The sequence below is a fragment of the Arthrobacter alpinus genome (genome assembly GCF_001445575.1).
Taxonomy (GTDB): Bacteria; Actinomycetota; Actinomycetes; order Actinomycetales; family Micrococcaceae; genus Specibacter; species Specibacter alpinus_C.
Genome location: NZ_CP013200.1, coordinates 3,657,809 through 3,681,183 on the forward strand (window position 1 = coordinate 3,657,809; position 23,375 = coordinate 3,681,183).

Annotated in this window: 16 protein-coding genes; 12 read left to right on the top strand and 4 right to left on the bottom strand. The window is 62.8% G+C overall.

What is annotated here, in order from left to right; translation table 11 throughout:
* Positions 1 to 277: 277 nt before the first annotated feature.
* From AS189_RS16295 to AS189_RS16305, 3 genes are read left to right on the top strand one after another with little or no spacing between them, the layout of a single operon-like run.
* On the top strand, positions 278 to 1,690 hold the full coding sequence (locus tag AS189_RS16295; RefSeq protein ID WP_062291207.1) for an MFS transporter: 1,413 nt from the start codon (positions 278 to 280) through the stop codon (positions 1,688 to 1,690).
* Positions 1,690 to 3,975 carry a molybdopterin oxidoreductase family protein gene (locus AS189_RS16300; RefSeq protein WP_082634379.1) on the top strand — a complete coding sequence of 762 codons (2,286 nt, stop codon included), beginning with the start codon at positions 1,690 to 1,692 and terminating at the stop codon, positions 3,973 to 3,975. The genes AS189_RS16295 and AS189_RS16300 overlap by 1 nt, the downstream gene beginning before the upstream one ends.
* On the top strand, positions 3,972 to 5,519 hold the full coding sequence (locus AS189_RS16305) for an FAD-dependent oxidoreductase (RefSeq protein WP_062291213.1): 1,548 nt from the start codon (positions 3,972 to 3,974) through the stop codon (positions 5,517 to 5,519). The genes AS189_RS16300 and AS189_RS16305 overlap by 4 nt, the downstream gene beginning before the upstream one ends.
* Positions 5,520 to 5,672: 153 nt before the next feature.
* On the opposite strand, the gene AS189_RS16310 is transcribed toward AS189_RS16305, so the two are convergent.
* A complete protein-coding gene (locus AS189_RS16310; protein ID WP_129587313.1) occupies positions 5,673 to 7,106 on the bottom strand; it encodes an NAD(P)H-quinone dehydrogenase in 1,434 nt (477 codons plus the stop codon).
* Positions 7,107 to 7,191: 85 nt separating this feature from the next.
* Between AS189_RS16310 and AS189_RS16315 the strand changes: the two genes are divergently transcribed.
* Both AS189_RS16315 and AS189_RS16320 read left to right on the top strand, forming a co-directional pair.
* Entirely contained in the window at positions 7,192 to 8,007 is an 816-nt protein-coding gene (locus AS189_RS16315; protein WP_062293901.1) for a purine-nucleoside phosphorylase, read from the top strand.
* A 32-nt stretch (positions 8,008 to 8,039) separates the two neighbouring features.
* On the top strand, positions 8,040 to 9,905 hold the full coding sequence (locus AS189_RS16320; RefSeq protein ID WP_424580766.1) for a phospho-sugar mutase: 1,866 nt from the start codon (positions 8,040 to 8,042) through the stop codon (positions 9,903 to 9,905).
* A gap of 194 nt (positions 9,906 to 10,099) precedes the next feature.
* Here the strand turns inward: AS189_RS16320 and nirD are convergent, their stop codons facing one another.
* Positions 10,100 to 10,483: a nitrite reductase small subunit NirD gene (gene nirD, locus AS189_RS16325; protein WP_082634381.1), complete on the bottom strand. Its 384-nt coding sequence runs from the start codon at positions 10,481 to 10,483 to the stop codon at positions 10,100 to 10,102.
* A 360-nt stretch (positions 10,484 to 10,843) separates the two neighbouring features.
* Between nirD and nirB the strand changes: the two genes are divergently transcribed.
* The 5 genes from nirB (at position 10,844) to AS189_RS16350 (ending at position 16,604) form a co-directional block, all read left to right on the top strand.
* A complete protein-coding gene (nirB, locus tag AS189_RS16330) occupies positions 10,844 to 13,528 on the top strand; it encodes a nitrite reductase large subunit NirB (RefSeq protein ID WP_062291217.1) in 2,685 nt (894 codons plus the stop codon).
* A gap of 11 nt (positions 13,529 to 13,539) precedes the next feature.
* Positions 13,540 to 14,334, top strand: a complete 795-nt coding sequence (gene cobA, locus AS189_RS16335; protein ID WP_062291220.1) for a uroporphyrinogen-III C-methyltransferase — start codon at positions 13,540 to 13,542, stop codon at positions 14,332 to 14,334.
* An 8-nt stretch (positions 14,335 to 14,342) separates the two neighbouring features.
* The gene (locus tag AS189_RS16340) at positions 14,343 to 15,509 is read left to right on the top strand and encodes a uroporphyrinogen-III synthase (protein ID WP_062291222.1); all 1,167 of its coding nucleotides are present in this window, start codon (positions 14,343 to 14,345) and stop codon (positions 15,507 to 15,509) included.
* A 78-nt stretch (positions 15,510 to 15,587) separates the two neighbouring features.
* The gene (gene deoC, locus AS189_RS16345; RefSeq protein ID WP_062291224.1) at positions 15,588 to 16,295 is read left to right on the top strand and encodes a deoxyribose-phosphate aldolase; all 708 of its coding nucleotides are present in this window, start codon (positions 15,588 to 15,590) and stop codon (positions 16,293 to 16,295) included.
* A gap of 84 nt (positions 16,296 to 16,379) precedes the next feature.
* On the top strand, positions 16,380 to 16,604 hold the full coding sequence (locus tag AS189_RS16350; RefSeq protein ID WP_237759899.1) for a hypothetical protein: 225 nt from the start codon (positions 16,380 to 16,382) through the stop codon (positions 16,602 to 16,604).
* A 735-nt stretch (positions 16,605 to 17,339) separates the two neighbouring features.
* Here AS189_RS16350 and AS189_RS16355 read toward each other — a convergent pair.
* On the bottom strand, positions 17,340 to 17,711 hold the full coding sequence (locus tag AS189_RS16355) for a hypothetical protein (RefSeq protein ID WP_062291227.1): 372 nt from the start codon (positions 17,709 to 17,711) through the stop codon (positions 17,340 to 17,342).
* A 377-nt stretch (positions 17,712 to 18,088) separates the two neighbouring features.
* On the opposite strand from AS189_RS16355, the gene AS189_RS16360 reads away from it, so the two are divergent.
* The gene (locus tag AS189_RS16360) at positions 18,089 to 18,802 is read left to right on the top strand and encodes a GAF and ANTAR domain-containing protein (protein WP_062291230.1); all 714 of its coding nucleotides are present in this window, start codon (positions 18,089 to 18,091) and stop codon (positions 18,800 to 18,802) included.
* Between the two features lie 9 nt (positions 18,803 to 18,811).
* Complete coding sequence (locus AS189_RS16365) at positions 18,812 to 19,531, top strand: GAF and ANTAR domain-containing protein (protein WP_062291233.1); 720 nt, start codon at positions 18,812 to 18,814, stop codon at positions 19,529 to 19,531.
* A 109-nt stretch (positions 19,532 to 19,640) separates the two neighbouring features.
* On the opposite strand, the gene mfd is transcribed toward AS189_RS16365, so the two are convergent.
* Entirely contained in the window at positions 19,641 to 23,306 is a 3,666-nt protein-coding gene (gene mfd, locus AS189_RS16370; protein WP_062291236.1) for a transcription-repair coupling factor, read from the bottom strand.
* Positions 23,307 to 23,375 lie beyond the last annotated feature (69 nt).

Here is a 23,375-nt window from a genome sequence, read left to right on the forward strand (position 1 = left end):
AAAACGACAATATTTCACTCTGCGACTTCAAAGGATACTCCCAGTGTCCACCTGTTGGACAATCACACCATCATGTGGACCATCCGAAGTAGTGCAGCAGTGGCTCACAATTCTACCTAACCGTGCCCCTGAGCTGCTGTTAGGTAAACGTCACAACGATTTCACACCCCGTGACCGGCCCGGAAACTCCACTTCTCTAACGTAGGACTCACAAGCATTGAAGACACTGCATTCGCCACAAGAGTGCACAGTCACCACAGCGACCGGGAGGTTTGTCATGACTGCTGAACAGATGAGTACCAGCACGAGCAAGACCACAGCAACGGACACCGGAGTAGCACTGAGTAGTTCCCGCGGCCGGTGGCTGCACCACTGGAACGCCGAGGATACTGGGCAATGGAACAGTGTGGGGCGTGCAATTGCCAAACGAAACCTCGCCTGGTCCATTGCGTGCGAATTCCTCGGCTTTGTGGTGTGGCAACTATGGTCCATCGTGGTGGTTTTCCTGCCATCGGCTGGCTTCACCTTCAGTTCCGGGGAACTCTTCTGGCTCATTTCCATCCCCTCCCTCGTGGGAGCCACGCTTCGCATTCCCTACACCTTCATAGTGGCCAAATTCGGCGGGCGTAACTGGACCATCGTCTCCGCCCTCCTGCTGCTGATCCCCACGCTGGGTATGGCGTGGTGCCTGGGTAACCCGGAGACCCCGTTCGGCACCATGCTCGTTGTGGCCGCTCTCGCCGGCCTGGGTGGCGGCAACTTCGCCTCCTCGATGGCCAACATCACTTACTTCTACCCCGCCCGCGAAAAGGGTTGGGCGCTGGGACTGAACGCAGCCGGCGGAAACTTAGGTGCCGCCGTCGCACAGTTCATGGTGCCTGTGGCAGTGACCTTGCTGGCCGCTGGCACACTAGGGCTCCCGCTGGCCGGACTCATGTGGGTCCCACTGATCCTGATCGCCGCGTGGGGCGCCTGGAAGTACATGGACAACCTCTCCAGCGCCAAGTCCGATATTGCCGGCTCCCTCGCATCCCTCCGCGAACCGCACCTCTGGATTTTGGCGCTGCTCTACATTGGCACCTTCGGTTCCTTCATCGGCTTCTCGGCCGTTTTCCCGAAGCTGATCATGGACTCCTTCGGCCCCGGCGTGGGACTGAAACTGGGCCCCGCCATCATCTCACTGGCGTTCCTGGGTGCCCTGATCGGCTCACTCGCCCGGCCCTACGGCGGCAAGCTGGCCGACCGTTGGGGTGGCGCCCGCGTCACCGTCGCCTGCTTCGGCGTGCTGGCCCTGGCCGCCATGATCCAGGTCCTCACCCTCCCGCTGGGCAGCTTCCCGCTCTTCCTCATCCTCTTCCTGGTGCTCTTCGCCGCAGCCGGTGCCGGTAATGGCTCCACCTACCGCATGATTCCCATGGTGTTTGCCCTCCGTGCCAAGGCCTCAACAGATGCTTCCGGCGCCGGCCACATGAGCGCCACCCGCAAGGGTTCGGCCGCCCTGGGCATCATCTCGGCGATTGGCGCCTATGGCGGATTCGTGGTCCCGCAGGTCCTGAACGCATCCCGCCAGTCCACCGGTGGCTACGAAGGCGCCTTCATCGGATTCGTCGCCGCTTACCTGGTGCTTATGGCGCTGACCTGGGCCGTGTATCTGCGCCGTTCATCGGCCGCCTCGTTGGGCAACGTGTAATGACTGCCGCACCCAAAGTGCCGCTCACGACGCCGGATGCGCACCTTCACGCCCCCTCGATCAGTCCCGCTCTGGGACAGACCAGCACGACGCCGGATGCGCACCTTCGCGCCCCGTCGATCAGTCCCGCCGGGGCTGGAGTCGGGACGGACACCCACTGTCCTTACTGTGCTTTGCAATGTGCCATGACAGTGACGGAGGGAGCCCCCGAGCCCACCATTGCCGGCCGCGATTTCCCCACCAATCGTGGCGGGCTGTGCCGTAAGGGCTGGACCTCGGCGTCACTGCTGGGCCATGCAAGCCGAGTCACCACTCCCCTGCTCCGCGGAGCCGACGGCCAGCACCGCCCCATCGACTGGGAGGAGGCTCTTGATCTGATTGCCGAAAACGTGCTGCGCACTCGAGCCGCTCACGGCGCAGATGCCGTAGGAGTTTTTGGCGGCGGCGGACTGACCAATGAGAAGGCTTACCAGTTGGGCAAGTTTGCCCGCCTGGCCCTGGGCACCTCCCGCATCGATTACAACGGCCGCTTTTGCATGTCTTCGGCAGCGGCCGCCGGCAACCGGGCGTTCGGCCTTGACCGCGGCTTACCATTCCCTCTCGCAGACCTTGATCACGCCCACACCGTTCTGCTGCTCGGCTCCAACGTTGCTGAGACCATGCCTCCGTTCGTCCAGCACCTGGCGGGGACCCGGGCAGCTGGCGGGCTCATCGTGGTGGATCCGAGGCGCACCGCCACGGCAGATTTCACGGCCGACGGCGCCGGCCTGCACCTGGCGCCCGTTCCCGCCACGGATCTGGTGCTACTACTGGGCCTGTGCCACATCGTCATTCAGGACGGGCTAGCTAACAAAGACTTCATCACCAACCGCACCCGCGGCTACGATTCACTGGCCCGCAGCGTGGCCCCCTGGTGGCCCGAACGCGTGCAATCGGTCACGGGCGTGCCTGTGCAACAGCTGCGCGAAACCGCCCGGCTCTTAGCGGCTGGCGCCCAGCGCGGCGGCAGTTACATCCTCACTGGGCGTGGCGTGGAACAGCATGTGGACGGCACCGACACGGCCACGGCCGCCATTAACTTGGCCCTGTTGTTGGGACTCCCCGGCTCGTCCACCAGCGGCTACGGCACCTTGACCGGCCAGGGCAACGGTCAAGGCGGGCGCGAACATGGCCAGAAGGCCGATCAGCTCCCCGGCTACCGCAAAATCACCGATCCCGCCGCCCGCGCCCACGTTGCCAAGGTGTGGGGTGTGGAACCTGAGGACATCCCCGGTCCCGGCGTGCCCGCCGTCGAACTTCTTGCCTCACTGGGGAAGCCCGACGGCGTACGCACCTTCTTCATTCACGGCGCCAATGTAGCGGTGTCCGCGCCCAACGCCAGTGAGGTGCTCGCGGGTCTGCGCCAGCTGGACTTCCTGGTGGTGGCCGATTTCTTCATGTCGGAGACCGCGCGGGAGGCCCATCTGGTGCTGCCGGTCCTGCAGTGGGCTGAGGAGGAAGGCACCATGACGAATCTGGAGGGCCGGGTGCTGCGCCGCCGGGCCGCCGTAACGCCTCCTGCGGGAGCGCGCTCGGAGCTGTGGATCATGTCGGAGCTGGCGCGCCGGCTCGATGCACCGTCGAGCTTCAGTGCGGATCCGCAGACGGTCTTCACCGAATTGCGTGCCGCCTCCGCTGGTGGGCTGGCCGATTATTCAGGCATTGACTACGCCATGTTGGATGCCGGCGCGCAGGCTTACTGGCCCTACCCCGCCGGCAGTGCGGGCACGCCGCGGCTCTTCCTCGAGGGTTTTGCCCATGCGGACGGCCGTGCCGTGCTAACGCCGGTGACGCCGTCGAGCAGGAGTGCCCGGGACACGCTGTTCACCGGAGCAACGCTGGCCCCGGTCACCGGCCGGTTGTTGGAGCACTACCAATCCGGTGCCCAGACGCGGCGGGTGCAGGCCTTGGCCGATGCCGCTCCGCGGGCTGAGCTGCTCATCCATCCGCTGGCTGCGCAGTCGCGGGGAATTCTCGACGGCGCACGTGTCACCATCGCGAACGGGCGCGGAACGGTGCGGTGCACAGCCACATTCAGCAGGGCCATTCGCAGCGATACGGTGTTTCTCCCCTTCCATTTTCCCGCAGAGGAGAACGCCAACTTGCTCACCAGCGCGGCGGTGGACCCCCTCTCCGGGATGCCGGAATTCAAGGCCAGCTCGGTCACCGTGACGGCAGATGCGCCCGCGGATGCGGTATCGGAGCAAGCCGGATCACTTGACACAGCATTGGAGGCGGTCGCATGAGCTTGGCACCCCAGCACGTAGTGATCATAGGATACGGACCCGTGGCGGCCCGCCTGGCCGAGGAATTGCTACCCAGCGTCCGTCGCGGCGAGATGGCCCTGACCATTATTGGTGAGGAACCCACGGCAGCCTACAACCGTGTGCTGGTCGCCGATCTGGGCGTGGGCAGGACCACCGAGGAGGCCATTTCCGTCTCAGATGCAGCAGAGCTGAGAGCTGCCGGAATGAACGTTCTCATGGGGGTCCTGGTCCGGCGCGTGGATCGTGCCCGCCGCGGAGTCCTGCTCTCCGACGGTGCATGGATCGGCTACGACAAGCTGGTCTTCGCCACGGGTGCACGGCCTGTAATTCCCACCTTGCACGGGCTCAACCCGGACCCCACAGCACGGGTCCCGCTCCCCCATGGCGTGAGCGCCCTGCGCGATCTGGCCGATGCCGCGGTGCTGCGCAACGCCGTCGTTCGTCACGAGCGCGTGGTGGTGCTGGGCGGCGGAATTCTTGGTTTGGAAGCCGCGCTGGCTGCTCGCGACGAGGGTGCCCACGTGACGGTGGTCCATCACGGGGCGCACACGCTGGGCCGCAGCATTGACGCCGGCGCAGGTCACACCGTGGCGGCTGCACTGCGGGCTAGGGGAATTGCCGTGGTCTCGCAGGCGCGTGCTGTCGGGGTGGAATTGCGTGCCGGAGCCGACGGCGTTCCCACCTTCTCCGGGTTGCTTCAGGATGCGGGGGCAATGGTGGCCGGGGAGCTACTCTTGCTCTCCTGTGGCGTGCGGCCGCGCATTGAGGTGGCTGCTGGAGCCGGGCTGGCCACGGACCGGGGAATTTTGGTGGACCACCAGCTCATGGCCCATCACGATCCCAACATCTTTGCCATGGGCGATTGCGCAGAGGTGCGGTGCTTGGACGCATCGTGCGCAGAGTGCGCTGACAGCTCGGGGCCACTGGGCTTGATTGGTCCGGGTTGGCGGCAGGCGGAATGGCTCGCCGCTTTCCTGATCGGCTCCGCCGCGGCCGCAGCTCCGCGCCCTGGAGTTCCGCTTCCTACCGAGCGTGCCGCGGTCATCATGCTCAAGGCTCGCGGAGTTGATGTGGCAGCGGCTGGTGATGTTGCGGCCGGCCCGTTTGACGATATTCCCGGCTTGGCCGTCAGTCAGTGGGCTGACCCCGAGCACGGGAAATACGTGAAAATGAGTACCCGTGGCGGTGTGCTGTCAGGTTTTGTGAGTGTCGGCATGCCCCGGGCGGGCGCGGAACTGACGTTGTTGTTTGAACGCGGCGCGGAGCTTCCGGCGGACCGTTCGGCACTGTTGCGTTTGGATGGCTCGGACGGGGACAGCAGTGCTGTAGCGGTGCCCGACCCTGCAAGGACGGTGTGCCGCTGTGCCGGCGTCACAGAAGAGAGCATTACGGCCGCGGTGGCGGGCGGCTGCTCCACAGTGCCGGAGCTTTCGGCCACCACTCGCGCCGGAACCGGCTGCGGCGGCTGCCACGGAGAGCTGAAATCCCTCATCGAGGCCCATTTCGTCCCGGCTGCGGCCTGAATCAACCCCATCCGCCCCCTGCGCTCCATCGAGTCAGACGGAGCCCCGCAGAAAACAGAATCGACCCGTGAGTTATGGTCGCTTAGAACGTTCTAAGCGACCATAACTCACGGGTCGATCAGCGCAACGGGTCGATTCGCGCCGCGGGATGAACTACATGTGGACGTGCAGGCGGCGCGCAGCCTCTGAGATGGAGCCTGACATGGACGGGTACACCGTAAACGTGTTGGCCACGTCATCCACGTGCAGCTTCTGAGTCACCGCCAGCGCGATCGGGAAGATGAGTTCACAGGCGCCAGCACCCACAACCACACCGCCAATGACCGTTCCGGAACCCTTGCGGGCGATGATCTTGACGAAGCCATCATTGACACCACGCATCTTGGCACGAGCATTGGTGTCCAGGGAGAGCTTGATGACATCGCCCTGGTACTTGCCCGAGGCCAGATCGGCTTCGGAGACACCCACGGAAGCGATCTCCGGTGAGGTGAAAATGTTGGAGGAAACCTGCGTCAGCTTCAGCGGGCGGACACCGTCGCCACCCATGTGAGCGACCGCGATGCGGCCCTGCATGGCAGCTACGGAGGCCAGAGCAAAGACGCCCGTGCAGTCACCGGCAGCGTAGACGTTCGGCGCGCTGGTTCGGGAGACGCCGTCGACCTTTATGTGGCCGCTGGAGGTGACTTCAATGCCAGCAGCTTCCAGGCCAATGCCGGTGGTGTTGGGGATGGAGCCAACGCAGACCAGGCAGTGGGTGCCGGTGACCTTGGAGCCGTCGCCCAGTGTCACCACAACGCCGTCGGCCGTGCGTTCTACGGCCTCGGCGCGCGACTGGGACAACACGCGCAGTCCGCGGCGGGCGAAGACATCTTCCAGTACGGCCGCGGCGTCGGAGTCCTCGCCGGGCAGAACCTGGTCGCGGCTGGAAATCAAGGTGACCTTGGAACCCAAGCCGTTGAAGGCGGAGGCGAATTCGGCGCCAGTCACACCGGAACCCACCACGATCAGCTCTTCGGGAAGTTCGTCCAAATCGTAAATCTGGGTCCAGTTGAAGATGCGTTCGCCGTCGGGCTGAGCCGTGGCAAGTTCACGGGGGTGCGCACCAACGGAGACCAGGATGGAATCGGCCTTGATGATCTCACGTGACTCGCCGCGGTCCACTTCGATGGTGCGGTTGTCCAGCAAACGGCCGGTGCCGATGACAATCTTCACGCCCACGGCTTCCAGGCCGCGGCGGATGTCAGCGGACTGTTCCTTGGCCAGACGAAGCACTCGTTCGTTGATCTGCTTCAGATCAGCCTTGATGATCGTCTTGGGGTTTCCCTCGGCCGCTTCGAAGCTGACACCCAGCTGGGTGGAGTCGACGCTCCGGTTCATGGCCTCGGCCACGGCGATCAGCGACTTGGACGGGACAACGTCCGTCAGCACGGCTGAACCGCCCAGTCCGGCGCGCTCCACAATGGTCACCTCGGCTCCCATTGACGCGGCCACCATGGCGGCTTCGTAGCCGCCGGGACCACCACCAAGAATGGCAAGGCTTGGAAGGGAAAAGGGCGCGAATACATCCTGTTGACTGGTCACAAACATTCATTCTTCCCTAGGCCGCGCCATGCACCAAGTTCCACCAGGACTGTGCTTAGGCACACAGGGCCGGTATGTTGGTTCCGTGACTATTCAAAACACCGCAGAGCAGACCGATCCCAGCCAGCTAGCACGCGAGGCAGCCGCCTATATAGCCGAACACACGGGTGTTCAAACTCACCACATCGCCGTGGTTTTGGGCTCCGGCTGGGGCGAAGCGGCCGGCCTCATCGGCGAGGTCACAGCGGTCCTGGATGCCGCTGACGTCCCGGGCTTTTCCGCCCCCGCCGTTGTGGGCCACGTGGCCACGCTGACCTCCATTCGCACCCCCGGTGGCAAGAACGTTTTGGTCCTCGGCGCCCGCACCCACTTCTACGAAGGCAAGGGCGTGCGAGCCGTGGTCCACGGTGTGCGCACCGCCGCCGCTGCCGGCGCCACCACCATGGTTCTGACCAACGGCTGCGGCGGGCTCAACGAGGCCTGGACCCCCGGCACGCCAGTACTGATCAGCGACCACATCAACTTGACGGCTACCTCCCCGCTCGAGGGCGCAACGTTTGTGGACCTGACGGATCTGTACTCCGCCAGGCTGCGCGCCGTGGCCCGCGAAGTGGATTCCACTCTCGATGAGGGCGTCTACGCCCAGTTCACCGGCCCGCATTACGAAACCCCTGCCGAGGTGCAGTACGCCAAGCGCATCGGCGCCGATTTGGTGGGCATGTCAACGGCACTGGAGGCCATTGCCGCCCGCGCCGCGGGCATGGAAGTATTCGGCATTTCCCTGGTGACCAACCTCGCCGCCGGCATCAGCGCCACCCCGCTCAGCCACGGTGAAGTTATCGAGGCCGGCACTGCCGCAGGCCCCCGTATTTCCGCCTTGTTGGCCGGTATCATCGCAAAGTTGTAGGAGTTCGCGAGCGGGGCGGTTACATTGGTTTCGTGAGACATGTAAACGAGAACCAATCCGAGTCCGCCTCAGCACTCGAGATTGCGGCCCTGCAGGCGGCCGGAGTGCAGTGGGCAGCCCACGATCCGGACCCGGCAACTGCCGCACAACTGCTGGAGTTGATCGCCGCCGCGCCGGCTGATCCCACAGAGTTGGCCGACAGCTTTGCCGGCAATCTCACGTTTGGGACGGCCGGGCTCCGTGCCGCCATGGGGCCTGGCCCGAACCGGATGAACAAGGTGGTGGTTCGCCGCGCCGCAGCCGGTGTGGCCGCACACTTGCTCGCCCTCGCCAAGGAGGCCGTGGAGCCTGAGGACGCCCAGCCGGAAGGGCAAAAGGACACTTTCGACGCCGGATCCTCCTCCGCCTCTCCCCTGCGGTACCAGCCCAGGGCGGTTGTGGGATTTGACGCCCGCTACAATTCAGAGGCCTTTGCTCAAGAGACAGCGGCCATTTTCGCCGCGGCTGGTATTGAAACGTTCCTGATGCCGGCGCCGCTACCAACACCGGTGCTGGCTTACGCCGTGCGTGCCCTGGAATGCGAAGCCGGCATCATGGTGACAGCTAGCCACAATCCACGCCAAGACAACGGCTACAAGGTGTACTTGGGCGGCCGGGCCGTGGCTCCGGAGGCTCGTGGCGTGCAAATTGTTGCGCCGCACGATTCCTTGATCGCCGGTCATATTGATACCGTCGCCAACACCGCGGAAATGGGCGACACTTCAGGCATCGAGATGGCCAACAAGGGTTGGCATGTCCTGGGCGACGCGCTGGTTCAGGAGTACAAAACCGCGGTTGCCACACTCGTGGATCCTACTGCTTTCCCCGCGCGGGAGCTGCGCATTGTCCACACCTCGCTGCACGGTGTGGGGCATGAAACGGCCTTGGCTGTGCTCAACAGCGCCGGGTTCACCGATGTTCATGCCGTTGCCGAACAATCCGCCCCAGACCCGGACTTCCCCACGGTCTCCTTCCCCAACCCGGAAGAGCCTGGCGCCATGGATCTAGCCTTTGCCTTGGCGGAAAAGGTCGGTGCCGATCTGGTCTTGGCCAACGATCCCGACGCCGACAGGGTCGCTGTGGGTGCGCTGAACCCCGCCACCGGAACGTGGCATCAGCTCCACGGAGACCAGGTGGGGGCCTTGCTCGGAGCGCACATAGCCGCAAGGGGCGGGCGCGCCGGAACAGCGGAAACCGGCGCAACGGGAACCCCCGTCTTTGCTAACTCGATTGTTTCCTCGCGACTGCTGAACAAGATCGCCACAGCCGCCGGATACGGATATGTCCACACCTTGACAGGTTTCAAGTGGATTTCGCGGGTTCCGGCGCTGACTTACGGCTACGAAGAAGCTTTGGGCTACTGCGTGGCACCGGAGGTGGTACGCGACAAGGACGGGATTTCGGCTGGGCTCTTGGTGGCCGAAATGGCCGCCTCACTCAAGGCGGTTGGCCGGACGCTTTTCGATGTTTTGGATGACTTGGCGTTGGCTCACGGTCTCCACGTCAGTAACCAGATCAGCATCCGCGTCGAGGAAATCTCAGATATTCACGCCATGATGTCCAGGCTTAGGGCCCAGCCGCCGGCACACTTTGACGGTTCCGCCGTAGCCGAGCTCGCCGATCTCTCTACGGGGTCTATTAACTTGCCTGCCACGGAAGCTCTGGCCTACTGGAGCGATAACGGCACCCGGGTCATCATCCGCCCCAGCGGCACCGAACCGAAGCTTAAGTGCTACTTGGAAGTCATCATTCCGGTGACAGGAGCGGAGCATCTCGGCGCAGCTCACGACGAGGCGCAACGTGCACTGGCCGCGGTGGTAATTGACGTCAAGGCAGCCCTGGGGCTGGAAAATCTGTAGCAGTTAGCCGCAGCTCTAGCCGCGCGAATAACGCCACGCATCCGCGTTCATTCGGATGCGTGGCGTTTTTTGTTCTCCCCCCTTACACCGAGTATCCATTCGCCACCCGTGAGACGCTCACGCCGCAAACTCCAGCCAGCTGTGTCATGTCAATCCTGCTGGGTTGCAGCAGCGGCTATCCGGTGGGTCCAGCTCTAGAGCTCCACCTCTATACCGCCGGCCACAACGCGTACCGGGAAGGTGTCCAGGGATAGTTCTGGCCGGCCGAAGCACTCCCCCGTTGCCAAAGAGTAGACCTCTTTGTGCAGCGGTGAGGCGATGGTGTAGGTGCTGCCACGGGAGCCAACCACACCGCGGGCCATGACATGAGAGGCGGTGGCGGGGTCGGCGTGGGACACAGCAAAGACGTCGTTTTCACCGACTCTGAACAGCGCGACTTGCTGACCATTGATCAGCGCTGCTTCACCCCAAGAGTCTTCGAGATCGCGCAGCTTGCACACCGGAAACCACTGCGCTGCATGAGCGGTGCGAGCGCCTTGAGCCTGAGCGGTGCGGGGCATTTCCATGAGCTGTTCCATGAGCGTTCCTTTGTTCGGGGCCAGTGGGATTTAAGTTGCTTGCCTTGGAGAGCGGTACCCAACCCACAGCTCGGTGACCAGAAGCTGCGGGTCGGGCAACTGAGATCAACCCTAAAACGGCCATGTTTCCCCTGCCCGACGCCCCGGTAACGGAAATGTTAAACCTCTCTCACCGCCGCGATACCGGGGCCCGTGAGGCTTATGTTAACTGGCTGTTACATCGACGAAACGGCGTAGCAATGGCCCTTTCCTAGCATGGGAATACACATTGGTGCCGGCACCAGGCCCATCCATGAGTGCTGGCGCATCTGCCAACAACACGAGGCCGCCTCCACCGGGCCCCCAGGAAAGGCCAAAGACATGACGCAGCCAAGCGATCAAAAGACCGCCGCCCGCAGTGCCACCGACTTCCGCAAGATCGTCGTGGTTGGCGGCGGGCCGGCCGCGCATCGTTTTGTCGAGGCTATGCATGCCCGTGGCCGCAATGACTGGCACATCACCGTCCTCACCGAGGAAGTCCATATCCCCTATGACAGGGTGGCGCTGAGCCAGGCCCTCACGGATGTCTCCACCGATCTCACCCTGGGCGATGCAGCACTGTGGGATCACCCCGCCGTCACGCTCGTCACCGGCGCTGAAGTTGCCAGCATCAATCCCGAGCAGAGCACCGTGCAGACCATGGACTGCGGCGAACTCACCATCTACCCCTATGACGAGTTGGTCTTGGCTACGGGCTCAGACGCCACGCGCTTGAGCATCCCTGGTGCCGAACACACTCATGTGTACCGCACCTTGGACGACGTCTGGATGTTGAACCAGCAAGTTGCCGCGCTGAGCGAGAAGTTGGGCCGCACGGTGCAGACGGCAGTCATTGGCGGCGGACTGCTCGGTCTAGAGGCTGCGGCCGGACTCATCAAGCTTGGTGCGGATTCGGTGGTCATCAACGGCGGGCGCTGGCTCATGAACGCCCAGCTCGACGAGGGCGCCGGCCAGGCCCTGGGCCGTTTGGTGGCCGCCAAGGGCATGAATGCCACCATTGGCCAGTACCCCAAAGCTATTCAGACGGACCGCGACGGTCAGGTCACCGGAGTGCTCATGGCCGATGACTCGGTTGTTGCCGCAGACCTCGTGGTGGTTTCCGTGGGCGTACGGCCGCGCGATGAGTTGGCTCGCGACAGTGACGGGGTTGCCCACCACGGATTCGAGCTGGGCCCGCGCGGCGGCATAGTCATCACCGACGGTTGCGCCACCAGCGTGCCCGGCGTCTGGGCCATTGGCGAGGTGGCCAACTATGAGGGCATGTGTCTGGGTTTGGTAGCCCCGGCCAACACCATGGCCGAAATTGTCGCCGATAGGCTCCACGGGGGCAGCGCCACTTTCCCCGGCTTTGACACCGCCACCAAACTCAAGCTCGCCGGCGTGGATGTGGCCAGCTTCGGCGACGCCTTCGCCACCACCGAGAACAGCCTGGAAGTGGTCTACGCCGATCCAGCCCGCGGCGTGTATCAAAAGATCGTCACCAGCGCCGATGCCAAAACGCTCCTCGGCGGCATTTTCGTTGGCGACGCCTCCCCCTACACCAGCCTGCGCCCGCTCCTGGGCAGGGAACTGCCGGGCGAACCCGGGGCGTTCCTTTCGGCAGCTGGCGGCGGTGACGCTCCCGTCGTCGAACTTCCCGACGACGCCATCTTGTGCTCATGCAACAACGTCTCCGCCGGCAGTGTCCGCGACGCCGTCAACGGCTGTGGAAGCTGCGACGGCAACGTACCTGTCCAGGACCTGCCCGGCCTGAAGGCCTGCACCCGCGCCGGAACTCAATGTGGTTCCTGCGTTCCGCTGCTAAAAAAGCTCATGGAGGGTGAGCTGAAGAAGTCCGGCATCACGGTGTCCAAGGCCCTGTGTGAACACTTTGAGATGTCTCGGCCGGAACTCTTCGAGGCGGTCCGTGCCTTGGAACTCACCAGTTTCCCCGACATTCTGGCCCGCTTCGGCGTGGATGAGACGGCCAAGGCAGGGCGTGGCTGCGATATTTGCAAGCCCACCATCGCCAATATTCTGGCCAGCCAAAACAGCGCCTACGTGCTCGATGAGGGCCGCGGCACCCTGCAGGACACCAATGACCGCGCGCTGGCCAACATGCAAAAGGACGGTACTTATTCGGTGGTGCCGCGTATCCCGGGCGGGGAAATCACCCCGGACAAGCTGGCCGTCATCGCCAAGGTGGCCCAGGACTTTGGCCTGTACACGAAAATCACCGGCGGCCAGCGGATTGACCTCTTCGGCGCCCGGCTGGAGCAGTTGCCGGAGATCTGGAAGATTCTGGTGGACGCCGGTATGGAATCCGGGCAGGCGTACGGAAAGTCGCTGCGTACCGTTAAATCCTGCGTGGGCTCCTCCTGGTGCCGCTACGGCGTCCAGGATTCGGTGGCCATGGCCATCAAATTGGAGCTGCGGTACCGCGGTTTGCGCAGCCCGCACAAGTTCAAGTTGGGCGTGTCCGGCTGCGCCCGTGAGTGCGCCGAGGCGCGTGGCAAGGATGTGGGTGTCATTGCCACCGCCGACGGCTGGAACGTCTATGTGGGCGGTAACGGCGGAGCCACCCCGGCACACGCCCAGCTGCTCGCCAAGGACCTCGATGATGAAACGCTCATCAGCTACATCGACCGCTACCTCATGTACTACATCCGCACCGCCGAACGTCTGCAGCGCACCGCCCGTTGGCAGGAAGAGCTCGACGGCGGATTGGCTCACGTGGTGGATGTGGTGGTCAACGATTCGTTGGGCATCGCCGCCGATCTGGAAGCTGCCATGAACACCCATGTGGGCAACTACGAGGACGAATGGGCTGCCACCTTGGCCGACCCCGAACGTCTGCGCCGTTTCCGTTCCTTTGTCAACGCCCCGGAAGTAGCCGACGATTCCATCATGTTTGTGCCCGAGCGGGGCCAAATCCGTCCGGCCACGGCCTCTGAAAAAGCGGAGGCCGGCCCGGTGCGTTTCTCCTCCCACATCCCCGTCCGCAGCTCCATCGCCGAGAACAACTAAAGGTGAATTCCATGGCAACCTCGACAAGCCCCCGCCGCATTGGCCGCACCGGACACATCACGTTGGTGGGTGGCGGGCCAGGCCCGGCCGATCTGTTGACACTACGCGGCGCCAAGGCTTTGGCCGCGGCGGATGTGGTCTACTTCGACCGGTTGGGTCCCACGGAAGATCTCGCCGTCTTGGCTCCCCGGGCCACCTTCGTGGATGTGGGCAAAACCCCTGGACATCACAAGGTGCCACAGGAGGAGATCACCTCCCGCATGATCGACGGCGCCAGGTCCGGTCTGCACGTGGTGCGCCTGAAGGGCGGGGATCCATTTGTATTTGGTCGAGGCGGTGAGGAAATTGCCGGGGCTGTGGCTGCCGGTATTGCCGTCACCGTTGTACCCGGTATTTCCAGCTCCATCGCTGTACCGGGCGCCGCGGGCATCCCCGTGACTCACCGCAATGTCAGCTATCTGTTCACAGTGGTCTCGGGTCACACTCCGTTGACCACCAATGAATTCACGCATTTGGCAGGGTTGGGCGGCACCATAGTGGTCCTGATGGGCATCGGCACCTTGCCCTCTTTGATGGCAGGCCTGCGCGGAGCCGGATTAGCAAGTGTTACGCCCGTGGCTATCGTCGAGAATGGATTCAGCCATTCCCAACGCACCACCGTGGCAACGCTCGGTACCATTGTTCACGCGTCATCTGCTTGTCGCAATCCCGCTGTCATTGTCATCGGGGATGTGGTGAATCTAGCTGGCGAGCATGGCCTGACCGTCCCGAACTTCGTCGCGGATGCCTATTTGCAAACAGCTTGAAGGATTTCATGAGCGAGACACCCCAGCTTTCTTCCCCGCACCTGGACCAGCCGCTGCGCGGCTTCCGGATCGGTGTCACCGCGCACCGCCGGGCCGGGGACTTGATTGATGCGCTGGAACGCCGCGGCGCCCAGGTGCAACACGCTCCAGCATTGAAGATCGCCCCCGTTGAAGATGATGAGGCTCTGCGCGCAGAGACGGCCGCCGTGATCGCCGCCGCCCCGGACATCGTCATGGTCACCACCGCCTACGGTATGCGGCGCTGGGCCGAGGCGGCCGATGTTGCCGGGCAGGGTGAAGAACTGCTGGCCACTCTGGCTTCCTCTTCTATATACGTGCGTGGGCCCAAGGCCCGTGGCGCGGTCCGGGCCGCCGGGCTCGATGACGATGGCATCAGCTCCGATGAGACCACGGCGACGCTGACGGATTTAGTCATTTCCGCCGGAGTGGCCGGCAAGACCGTGGCCGTGCAGGTTCACGGTTACACGGATGTGGCAGCCCTGACCCGGCTGCGCGAGGCGGGCGCCACGGTGTTGACGGTGACCCCGTATCGCTGGGTCAACGCCGAAGAAGGGGACAAATTGCCCCAACTAATTGACGCCGTCATCAACAAGGAAATCGATGTCCTGACGTTTACCAGCGCCCCGGCAGTCGACGCGGTGCTCAGCGCCGCGGATGCCTTGGGCCGTGGCGAGCAATTCCGTGCGGCACTGCGCGGGATCGACCCTAGCGCAGCAGGAACCAGCACGGCAGGAATCGGCGGCGTGGTGTGCGCCGTCGTTGGTCCTGTCACTGCTGCTCCACTGATTCAGGCCGGCGTTGTCCCGCTGATGCCGGAACGGTTCCGTATGGGGGCCTTGATCAGGTTGGTCTGTGAGTATTTGGAGAAGACCGGAGTGCTGCGTGCGGAGAGTGCCGGTTCGGTGCTGGAGGTGCGCGGGCAGTCGTTGCTGGTCAATGGGCGCCCGGTGCCTGTGGCCCCCGCTCCCCTGCAGTTGTTGAAGCTACTCATGGGCGCTGGCGGCGGAGTCCTATCTCCCAGCGAGCTTGCGGCGGGGTCCGGTTCCTTGGAAGGCGACCACGCCCTCCACATGACCATTAGTCGGCTGCGGGCAGCCTTGCCGGACGCCAGCATTGTGGAAACGGTAGTCAAGCGCGGCTACCGGCTGCGCTGACGCCTGCAGTTGAGCGTCAAGGTGGCCCTTACTGTGGCACCATGGTGTTAATCAATCACACGTGGGAAGGTCCTCATCATGACAGCCAACAGCCCCTTCGCGGCAAACCAGCCAGGCGAAGAACTCGCCAGCTACATTGACCACACCCTGCTAGCCCCCGAGGCCAGCCACGCTGACATCGTGCGCTTGTGCAAGGAAGCAGCGGAGCATCATTTCAAGTCGGTGTGCGTTAACCCCATTTGGGTTGAAGCAGCCAAGAAGGCCCTGCTCGGCACGGGTGTGCTGACGTGCACGGTGGTGGGCTTCCCGCTCGGCACGCATAATACCGATGTCAAGGTGTTCGAGGCCCGCGGTGCCACCATGGACGGTGCAGATGAAATTGACATGGTCATCAACATCGCATCGGCCAGGGCTTTGAACAAGGACGCGCTGGTATCGGATATTTCAGCCGTGGCCGAGGTGGTCCATGAAGCGGATTCCTTGCTCAAGGTCATCATTGAAACCTCACTGCTCAGCGACGACGAGAAGATCTTGGCTTGTCAGGCTGCGCTCGAAGCTGGTGCCGATTTCGTGAAGACCTCCACGGGCTTCAACGGCGGCGGCGCCACGGCCCAGGATGTTGCGTTGATGCGCGAAACCGTGGGTCCGGACCTGGGTGTCAAGGCCTCCGGCGGAGTCCGGACACGGGAAAAGGCCCTGGAAATGATTGCCGCGGGCGCCACTCGCATTGGTACCAGCTCCGGTATCGCCATCGTCACCGGCGGCACGGGCACGACTTCGTACTAATCCGTACTAAGATCGTTGGTAGATCAACGCGCCGGTGCTTCCGGTGCACCCACTCAGCTCCCCGCCATGGGGTCAGGAGGAACAGTGTCCAGCACCCGTTACCAGGGCGAGAACAGCCTGGTGCAGTCCATCGTCTTGTTCGTCGTTTTCCTTGCATTGTTCCTTGGTGGAATCTTTGCTTTCTCATACTGGAGCTTGGAAAGCTTCGCCCACGCCTTCATTCCGGCCGGTCTGGGCTTGGGCCTGTGCGCGCTGGCCTTCTGGTTCCCCATGACCATCTTGGGACGCACGGACTCCGCAGGCGAGTAGCCTTTTCAATCTGAACCGCAGCACGTGGCGTAAGCCTCTGCTGCGGTTCAGTTGTTTAAGCACGACGCCGGGAGGCCCAGTTGCGCTGCCGGCCGGTGGTACAACGCGACTCCGGGGTTGGCAGCCCAGCGCGGCTTAGCGGCCAACTCTCCGCGCCGCACATCCAGCACCCAGCACCCAGCACCCAGCACTTTATTATGCGCTGGACTCATGCTGAATCAGGCGCCGGTAAACAAGATGCGCCGGACTCGGCTCGAGTCTGACGCATAGGGAAAGTGCCCAACCGTTATGCGCCGAACTTGTATCCAGTCCGGCGGATAATGTGTCGGGCAATCCGTTATTTGGCCCATCCGCGAGGCCGGCAGTGAGGCTATTTTCCGTAGTACTTCCTCCAGGGGGAGCTCCCGGCGTTCGCGAACATGATCCCCCAGCACCCGCGCAAAGAGGCCAAGAACCGGGGAGGTGGTAGGCCGTCATCGTCGGTAGCTAGGATCCAGCCATGGCTGGCTATAGGAATACCAGGCGATAGCGCAACAAAGGGTCTAAATCGGATTCCTGCATTGCATGCTTGACGATCGCGACGGCTCCGCCGTGACCGTCAGTGACTGGCAGTGCGGCTTCCTTGGTGCTGCAGTCGAGCCGTCCATCACGGCTGCGATCTTTACCCGTAGTGGGTCAGCTGCGTTAGAGGTGATTGGTTCCGGGCCGTCAATGAGTCAGTTCATCAGGACCGTTTCAGAGATCCGTGACCTCGGCAGCAATTTTTGTGGATTCAGTCGATATGCCCACTATCGTGGCGACCAGGTCATCGATAGTTTTTTCCATCCACTCAACAGCGGATTCGGTATCAATTCTTGCCACGTGGTCCACGGATTCTACGTTTTGAAGGGCCAGATAGCACCCTAGTTTGTCTCTAAGGTCCAAAACTAACCCTGTGATCTCGCCCGCCAACTGTTCCGCCTGATCAACCTGAATCAATGAAATATTGAGATCGGCGCCTGCCAGTGTGCCCGGCCCAGGGGAAGACTTTACTGCCAAAGATAGTTTTCTGAGGTCATAAAACGGTGAATCCGAAGCGAATTGTCTACTTTCCGACGACCGATTCATGACAAGCTGCCATTTTGCGTCAGCAACGCCCCTAAAACCAGTGGCGGTGAATTCTGAAGTGTTCCATGTTCCGACATTGCATTGCTCCCGAGAAATTGCGTGGCTAAAGGTCGCGTCGGGGTCTGGGACGGTTGCCTCACTCTACATCAGACAACCCCCTCGAGGTGGGCATCAGTATCTACTTTGGAAGTCGCTACACGGAAGGGGCATAAGCTGTAGGAACATTAGCTCATTCATTGTCCATCTGAGCGCACTCTGACACAGTCCAAGGAGGCACCACCCTGTGGCTAGCAATTTCTGTCCAGACGCTGCATCCCTGGCTATGACCGATGCGATCATCAAGGGCGAGCAGGGGCCGCCGGAGATGAAATCACCGCATGATTGAACAACTGCCAGTAGGACTTGAGCGCTTCGGCGTGGACTTGTGCGCCACTTTTCTGGCAAAACTGCCCATCTCCGGCATCTCTATTTCGGCATTTCCAGGCCATGCTCCAGAGACCTCGATTTGCGCCAGCGATCCAACGGCTGCCCGGCTCGACGAGCTCCAGTTCGACTTGGGTGAAGGGCCTCGATGGGAGGCCCTGCAAACGCGCCAGCCGGTGTTGCTCCCGAATGTGAAATTAGACGGGCACCGGGCCTGGCCAGTGTTTGCCAAGGCTATTTTGGACTACGACGTCGCAGCTATCTTCGTCTTTCCACTACAGCTTGGTGCCATGGATATTGGAGTCATCGAACTGTACAGTTCGACTCCTGGCTCCCTCAGACCGGCCGATCATTCCTTAGCGCTGCAACTCTCCGATGCCGCCGCGTGGCAGCTGTTGCGGCATATCTTGACCGTCGCCCCAGGTGGCACCGGTAACCCAACAGACCCGGACCGGGAAAAGTCCCCGTTTTCGCGACGGGAAGTTCACCAAGCCACGGGCATGGTCCTAGCCCAGGCTGGCACATCAGCCACCGACGCGCTGCTGTTGTTGCGCGCACATGCTTTTTCTCAAGGTCGCACAGTCCGTGAAGTCTCCCGTGATGTGGTCAACAGGAAACTTGACTTCACTCCGCTTGGAGGGGACAGTGCAAGCGCTTCCGTGGAGTAGAATCCGAGTATGGCGATCTTAAGCCGCGCTCGGCGCGTGAGTGCCGCTTTCGTCAAGATAGCGGATACCTTGGTGGCCGACTACGATGTTGTCGACCTGCTTCATACCCTGGTTGATGAGTCAGTCGGGCTACTTGACGCTGCCGCCGCAGGACTCCTACTAGTTGATCCCGCTGGAGACCTGCAAGTCATGGCTTCCACCAGCGAGCAGAGCCAACTGGTGGAAGTGCTTCAGCTCGAGGCCGGAGTTGGACCCTGTGTTGATTGTTTCCGCACAGGCGCCGTCGTCTCCATCAGTGATATTGCCGCCGAAGGCTCGGCTTGGCCGCTCTTTCAAGCCTCCGCCTTGGCCCAAGGCTTCGTGTCAGTTCATGCTGTTCCGATGAGACTGCGCGGTCACACCATTGGCGCGCTGAACCTGTTCCGGCATGAAGCGGGAACACTCAGCATTGAGGATGCAGCACTGGCACAAGCGTTTGCTGATGTTGCTACCATCAGTCTCCTGCAAGAGCGTGCCTTGCGTGAAAGCAACATAGTCAACGACCAACTCCAGCGGGCTCTGAACAGCAGAATCGTGATCGAGCAGGCGAAGGGCGTTATCGCCCATACTGCAAATGTCACCATCGATGAGGCTTTCGTCCTTCTGCGGTCCTATGCACGTTCACATAGCCAGCCGCTGTATGCCACGGCCAAGAATGTTGTGGAACGTATCATCACCATCACGGCCTGAGTCCCCCTCGCACCCAAGCTCTCCTGGGAGCGCCAAGGGCTTTGGTACGACGGCGGAAATCGCCTGCCGCTACCCCGCCGCCTCCCAGCACCAACAGTGCCCGACGGTCCTAGCGCGCCGCGAGTGTCTCCGGCGTCGTCTCGAAGATCGCTTCCAGCACCCCCTGCGCCCACTTGAGCACTTCAGCATCGGCCAGATCGCGGCCACCAATGCGAGCAGTCTTCGGCTTCGGAATCAAGATCGCGTTCAACGCCGGTTTTGCCAAGGAACCTGGGTACATGCGGTTCAGGCGCATCTCCTTGGATTCGGGCAGTTCAGCCGGAGCGAACTTGATGAAGTTCCCTTGCAAGGCAACGTCCGTCAGACCTGCGGCCCTGGCCAGCACCTTGAAGTTGGCCACGGCAAGCAGATTCACGGCGGCTGGCGGCAGCTCGCCATACCTGTCGATCAGTTCAGCCTCCACCTCGGCAATAGCTTCAACGCTCACAGCAGCGGCCAGCTTCCGGTACGCCTCCAGGCGCAACCGCTCCCCCGGCACGTAGTCGTGTGGCAGGTGGGCGTTGACGGGCAGCTCAATCTTCATCTCTGCCGCCCGCTCCTCACCTTCACCGCGGAAGTCCGCCACAGCCTCGCCCACCAGTCGAATGTAGAGGTCAAAGCCCACACCTTGAATGTGGCCCGATTGCTCACCACCCAGCAGGTTTCCGGCACCACGAATTTCAAGGTCCTTCATGGCCAGGGCCATACCGGCGCCGAGCTCATTGTGAGCGGCCACGGCCTTGAGCCGCTCCAGTGCCACCTCGCCCAGCGGTTTGTCTGCCGGGTACAGGAAGTAGGCGTAGGCGCGTTCGCGTCCACGGCCCACACGCCCACGCAATTGGTGGAGCTGGGAGAGCCCGTAGTTATTGGCCTGCTCCACAATGAGCGTGTTCGCGTTGGAAATATCCAAGCCGGTTTCAATAATGGTGGTGCAGACCAGCACATCAAAGCGCTTTTCCCAGAAGTCCACAATGATCTGCTCGAGGCGTGACTCGGACATCTGCCCGTGCGCCACGGCTACGCGCGCATCAGGAACCAGCTGCTGGATATGCGCTGCAGTGCTCTCAATTGATTTAACTCGGTTGTGCACATAAAACACCTGACCCTCGCGCATGAGCTCGCGTCGAATGGCGGCGCCAACCTGCTTGTCGCTGTGCGCACCAACATAGGTCAGCACGGGGTGGCGTTCCTCGGGCGGGGTGGCCAAGGTGGAGGTTTCGCGGATGCCCGTCATGGACATTTCCAGGGTTCTCGGGATGGGCGTAGCGCTCATGGCCAGCACGTCCACATTGGTGCGCATCTTCTTCAGCGCCTCTTTGTGCTCCACACCAAAGCGCTGTTCCTCATCGACAATGACCAAACCAAGGTCCTTGAAGCCAAAGTCCTTGGACAGCAGGCGGTGCGTGCCGATGACAACATCAACTGTGCCAGTGCGCACGCCCTCCATGATTTCTTTGGATTCCTTGGCCGTTTGGAAGCGCGAAAGCGGCTTCACCCGAATCGGGAACCCGGAAAAACGCTCGTTGAACGTCTCATAGTGCTGTTGCGCCAGCAACGTGGTGGGCACCAAAATGGCAACCTGCTTGCCGTCCTGGACCGCCTTGAAGGCAGCCCGCACGGCAATTTCAGTTTTGCCATAACCCACATCGCCGGAGATCAACCGGTCCATGGGGACTTCCTTCTCCATGTCGGCTTTGACCTCGTTGATGGCCACCAGTTGATCCGGCGTCTCAACGTAGGGGAAGGCTTCTTCCAGCTCGGCCTGCCACGGGGTGTCTGGACCGAACGCGTGCCCCTTGGATGCCATGCGCGCCGAATACAGCCGGATCAGCTCGCCAGCAATCTCCTTGACGGCCTTGCGTGCCTTGGACTTGGTGGCAGCCCAGTCAGAGCCACCCATCTTTGAGAGCGCCGGGGCGTCCCCACCCACATACGCGGTCACCTGATCCAGCTGATCGGTGGGCACAAACAGCCTGTCGCCCGGCGCCCCGCGCTTGGAGGGCGCGTATTCCAGCACCAGGTACTCGCGCAGGCCGGCAGCCCCACCAACGCCGGCACCGGGCACCTTGCGCTGAATGAGCTCCACAAACTTACCCACACCGTGCTGCTCGTGAACCACAAAGTCCCCGGCCTCAAGCTGCAGCGGGTCGACGGCGTTGCGCCGCTTCGAGGGCATCTTGCGCATGTCTCGGGTGGAGACAGCGGACGCGCGCCCCAGCAGATCTGCCTCGGTCAGGAGGCCCAGCTTCAGTGAATCCAGAACAAAGCCGCGCCCAGTGTCAGCTGTGGTTACCTCGATGATGCCCGGCTGCGGTGGTGCATCCAGAGAGTCCACGCGCGACGTCGGGATGTTGGCTTCGTGGAATAGCTCGGCCAGGCGTTGGGCCGGGCCGGGGCCCTGGGTGGCCACCACAACGCGCCACTGGTCCTTGACGCGGGAGCCAATGAACTCCATCATCTCCGCCACGTCTCCACGGTAGCCCCGTGGTTCGCGGGCGTGCAGGTTCAGCACGTCGGTGGACGGTTCCAGTTCTTCATCCTGGGCCAGAGAACTCAGAGCCCACCAGCCAATCCCGTACTCAAGGGCAGTCTCACGGGTTTGCGCCAAAGACTTGAACCCAGCCGAGGCCAGATCCACCCCCGCGGCTCCACCGCTGGCCTGCGACAGATCGAGCGGGGCGTTGCCGCCGTCGGACGCTGTGGACCAGGCAGCTTCCAAGAACTCTTCGTTGGTGGATTCCAGGTCGTGGGCCCTGGCGCTGACCTTTTCGGGATCCAGCACCACGGCGATGGATGCGGCAGGCAACAAGGAGGCCAGTGGCACCATGCCGTCAACGAGAGCCGGAGCCAGGGACTCCATTCCTTCGACGGCAATGCCGCCGGCAATTTTTTCCAGCATGGCAGCGGCACCGGGCATGGCGTTCTTCAATTTGGCGGCCCGCCCCATGACAGTGGGTGTGATGAGGATTTCCCGGCAGGGCGGGGCGTACAGTTCGCTCGGGTGGCTGACGGAGCCCTTGACGGAGGTCAGGGTGCGCTGGTCGGCGATGCTGAACCACCGCATCGAGTCAACTACGTCGCCGAAGAACTCGACACGGATCGGGTGGTTGTCGGTGGGCGGGAAGACATCGATGATGCCGCCGCGGACAGCAAATTCGCCGCGATGCGTGACCATGTCAACGCGTGCGTAGGCCGCGTCGGCCAGTGCCTTGATGAGATCGGCGAAGGGGATTTCTTCTCCCACCTTCACGCGCACCGGCACCAACTCGCCCAAGCCAGCCACCAGGGGCTGCACCACCGCACGGATAGGTGCCACGATCACGCGAAGGTGATCTCCGGCGTCGTGCTCGGGATGGGCCAGCCGGCGCAGAACGGAGAGGCGCCGGCCTACGGTGTCCGAGCGCGGTGACAGCCGTTCGTGCGGAAGGGTTTCCCAGCTGGGGAATTCGGCCACAGCCCCGTCGGGCAAGTAGGAGCGCAGGGCGGCCACGGTATCTTCAGCCTCGCGGCCGGTGGCAGTGACGGCCAAGACCACGCCCGGACGCTCGGCAGGAGAGGAAGACGCGGCGGAGGCCAAGCCATCGGCGACCTCGGCCAGGAGCACCGCTCGCATGCCTGCGGGGGCGCTAAAGGCCACGTCAGTGCTGCGCGTTGCGGGGTCGGCAGCGGCGTAGCTGCGCACCCGGGCGAAGAGTGGATCTTCAGAAAGCGCTGTTCGCAACCCTGCAAGACTCATGGGTGGTTTTCTCCTTAGTGCCTGGCGGCCGGCGCCGCCAAAGTACGTTATCTACCGCGCTGAGGACAA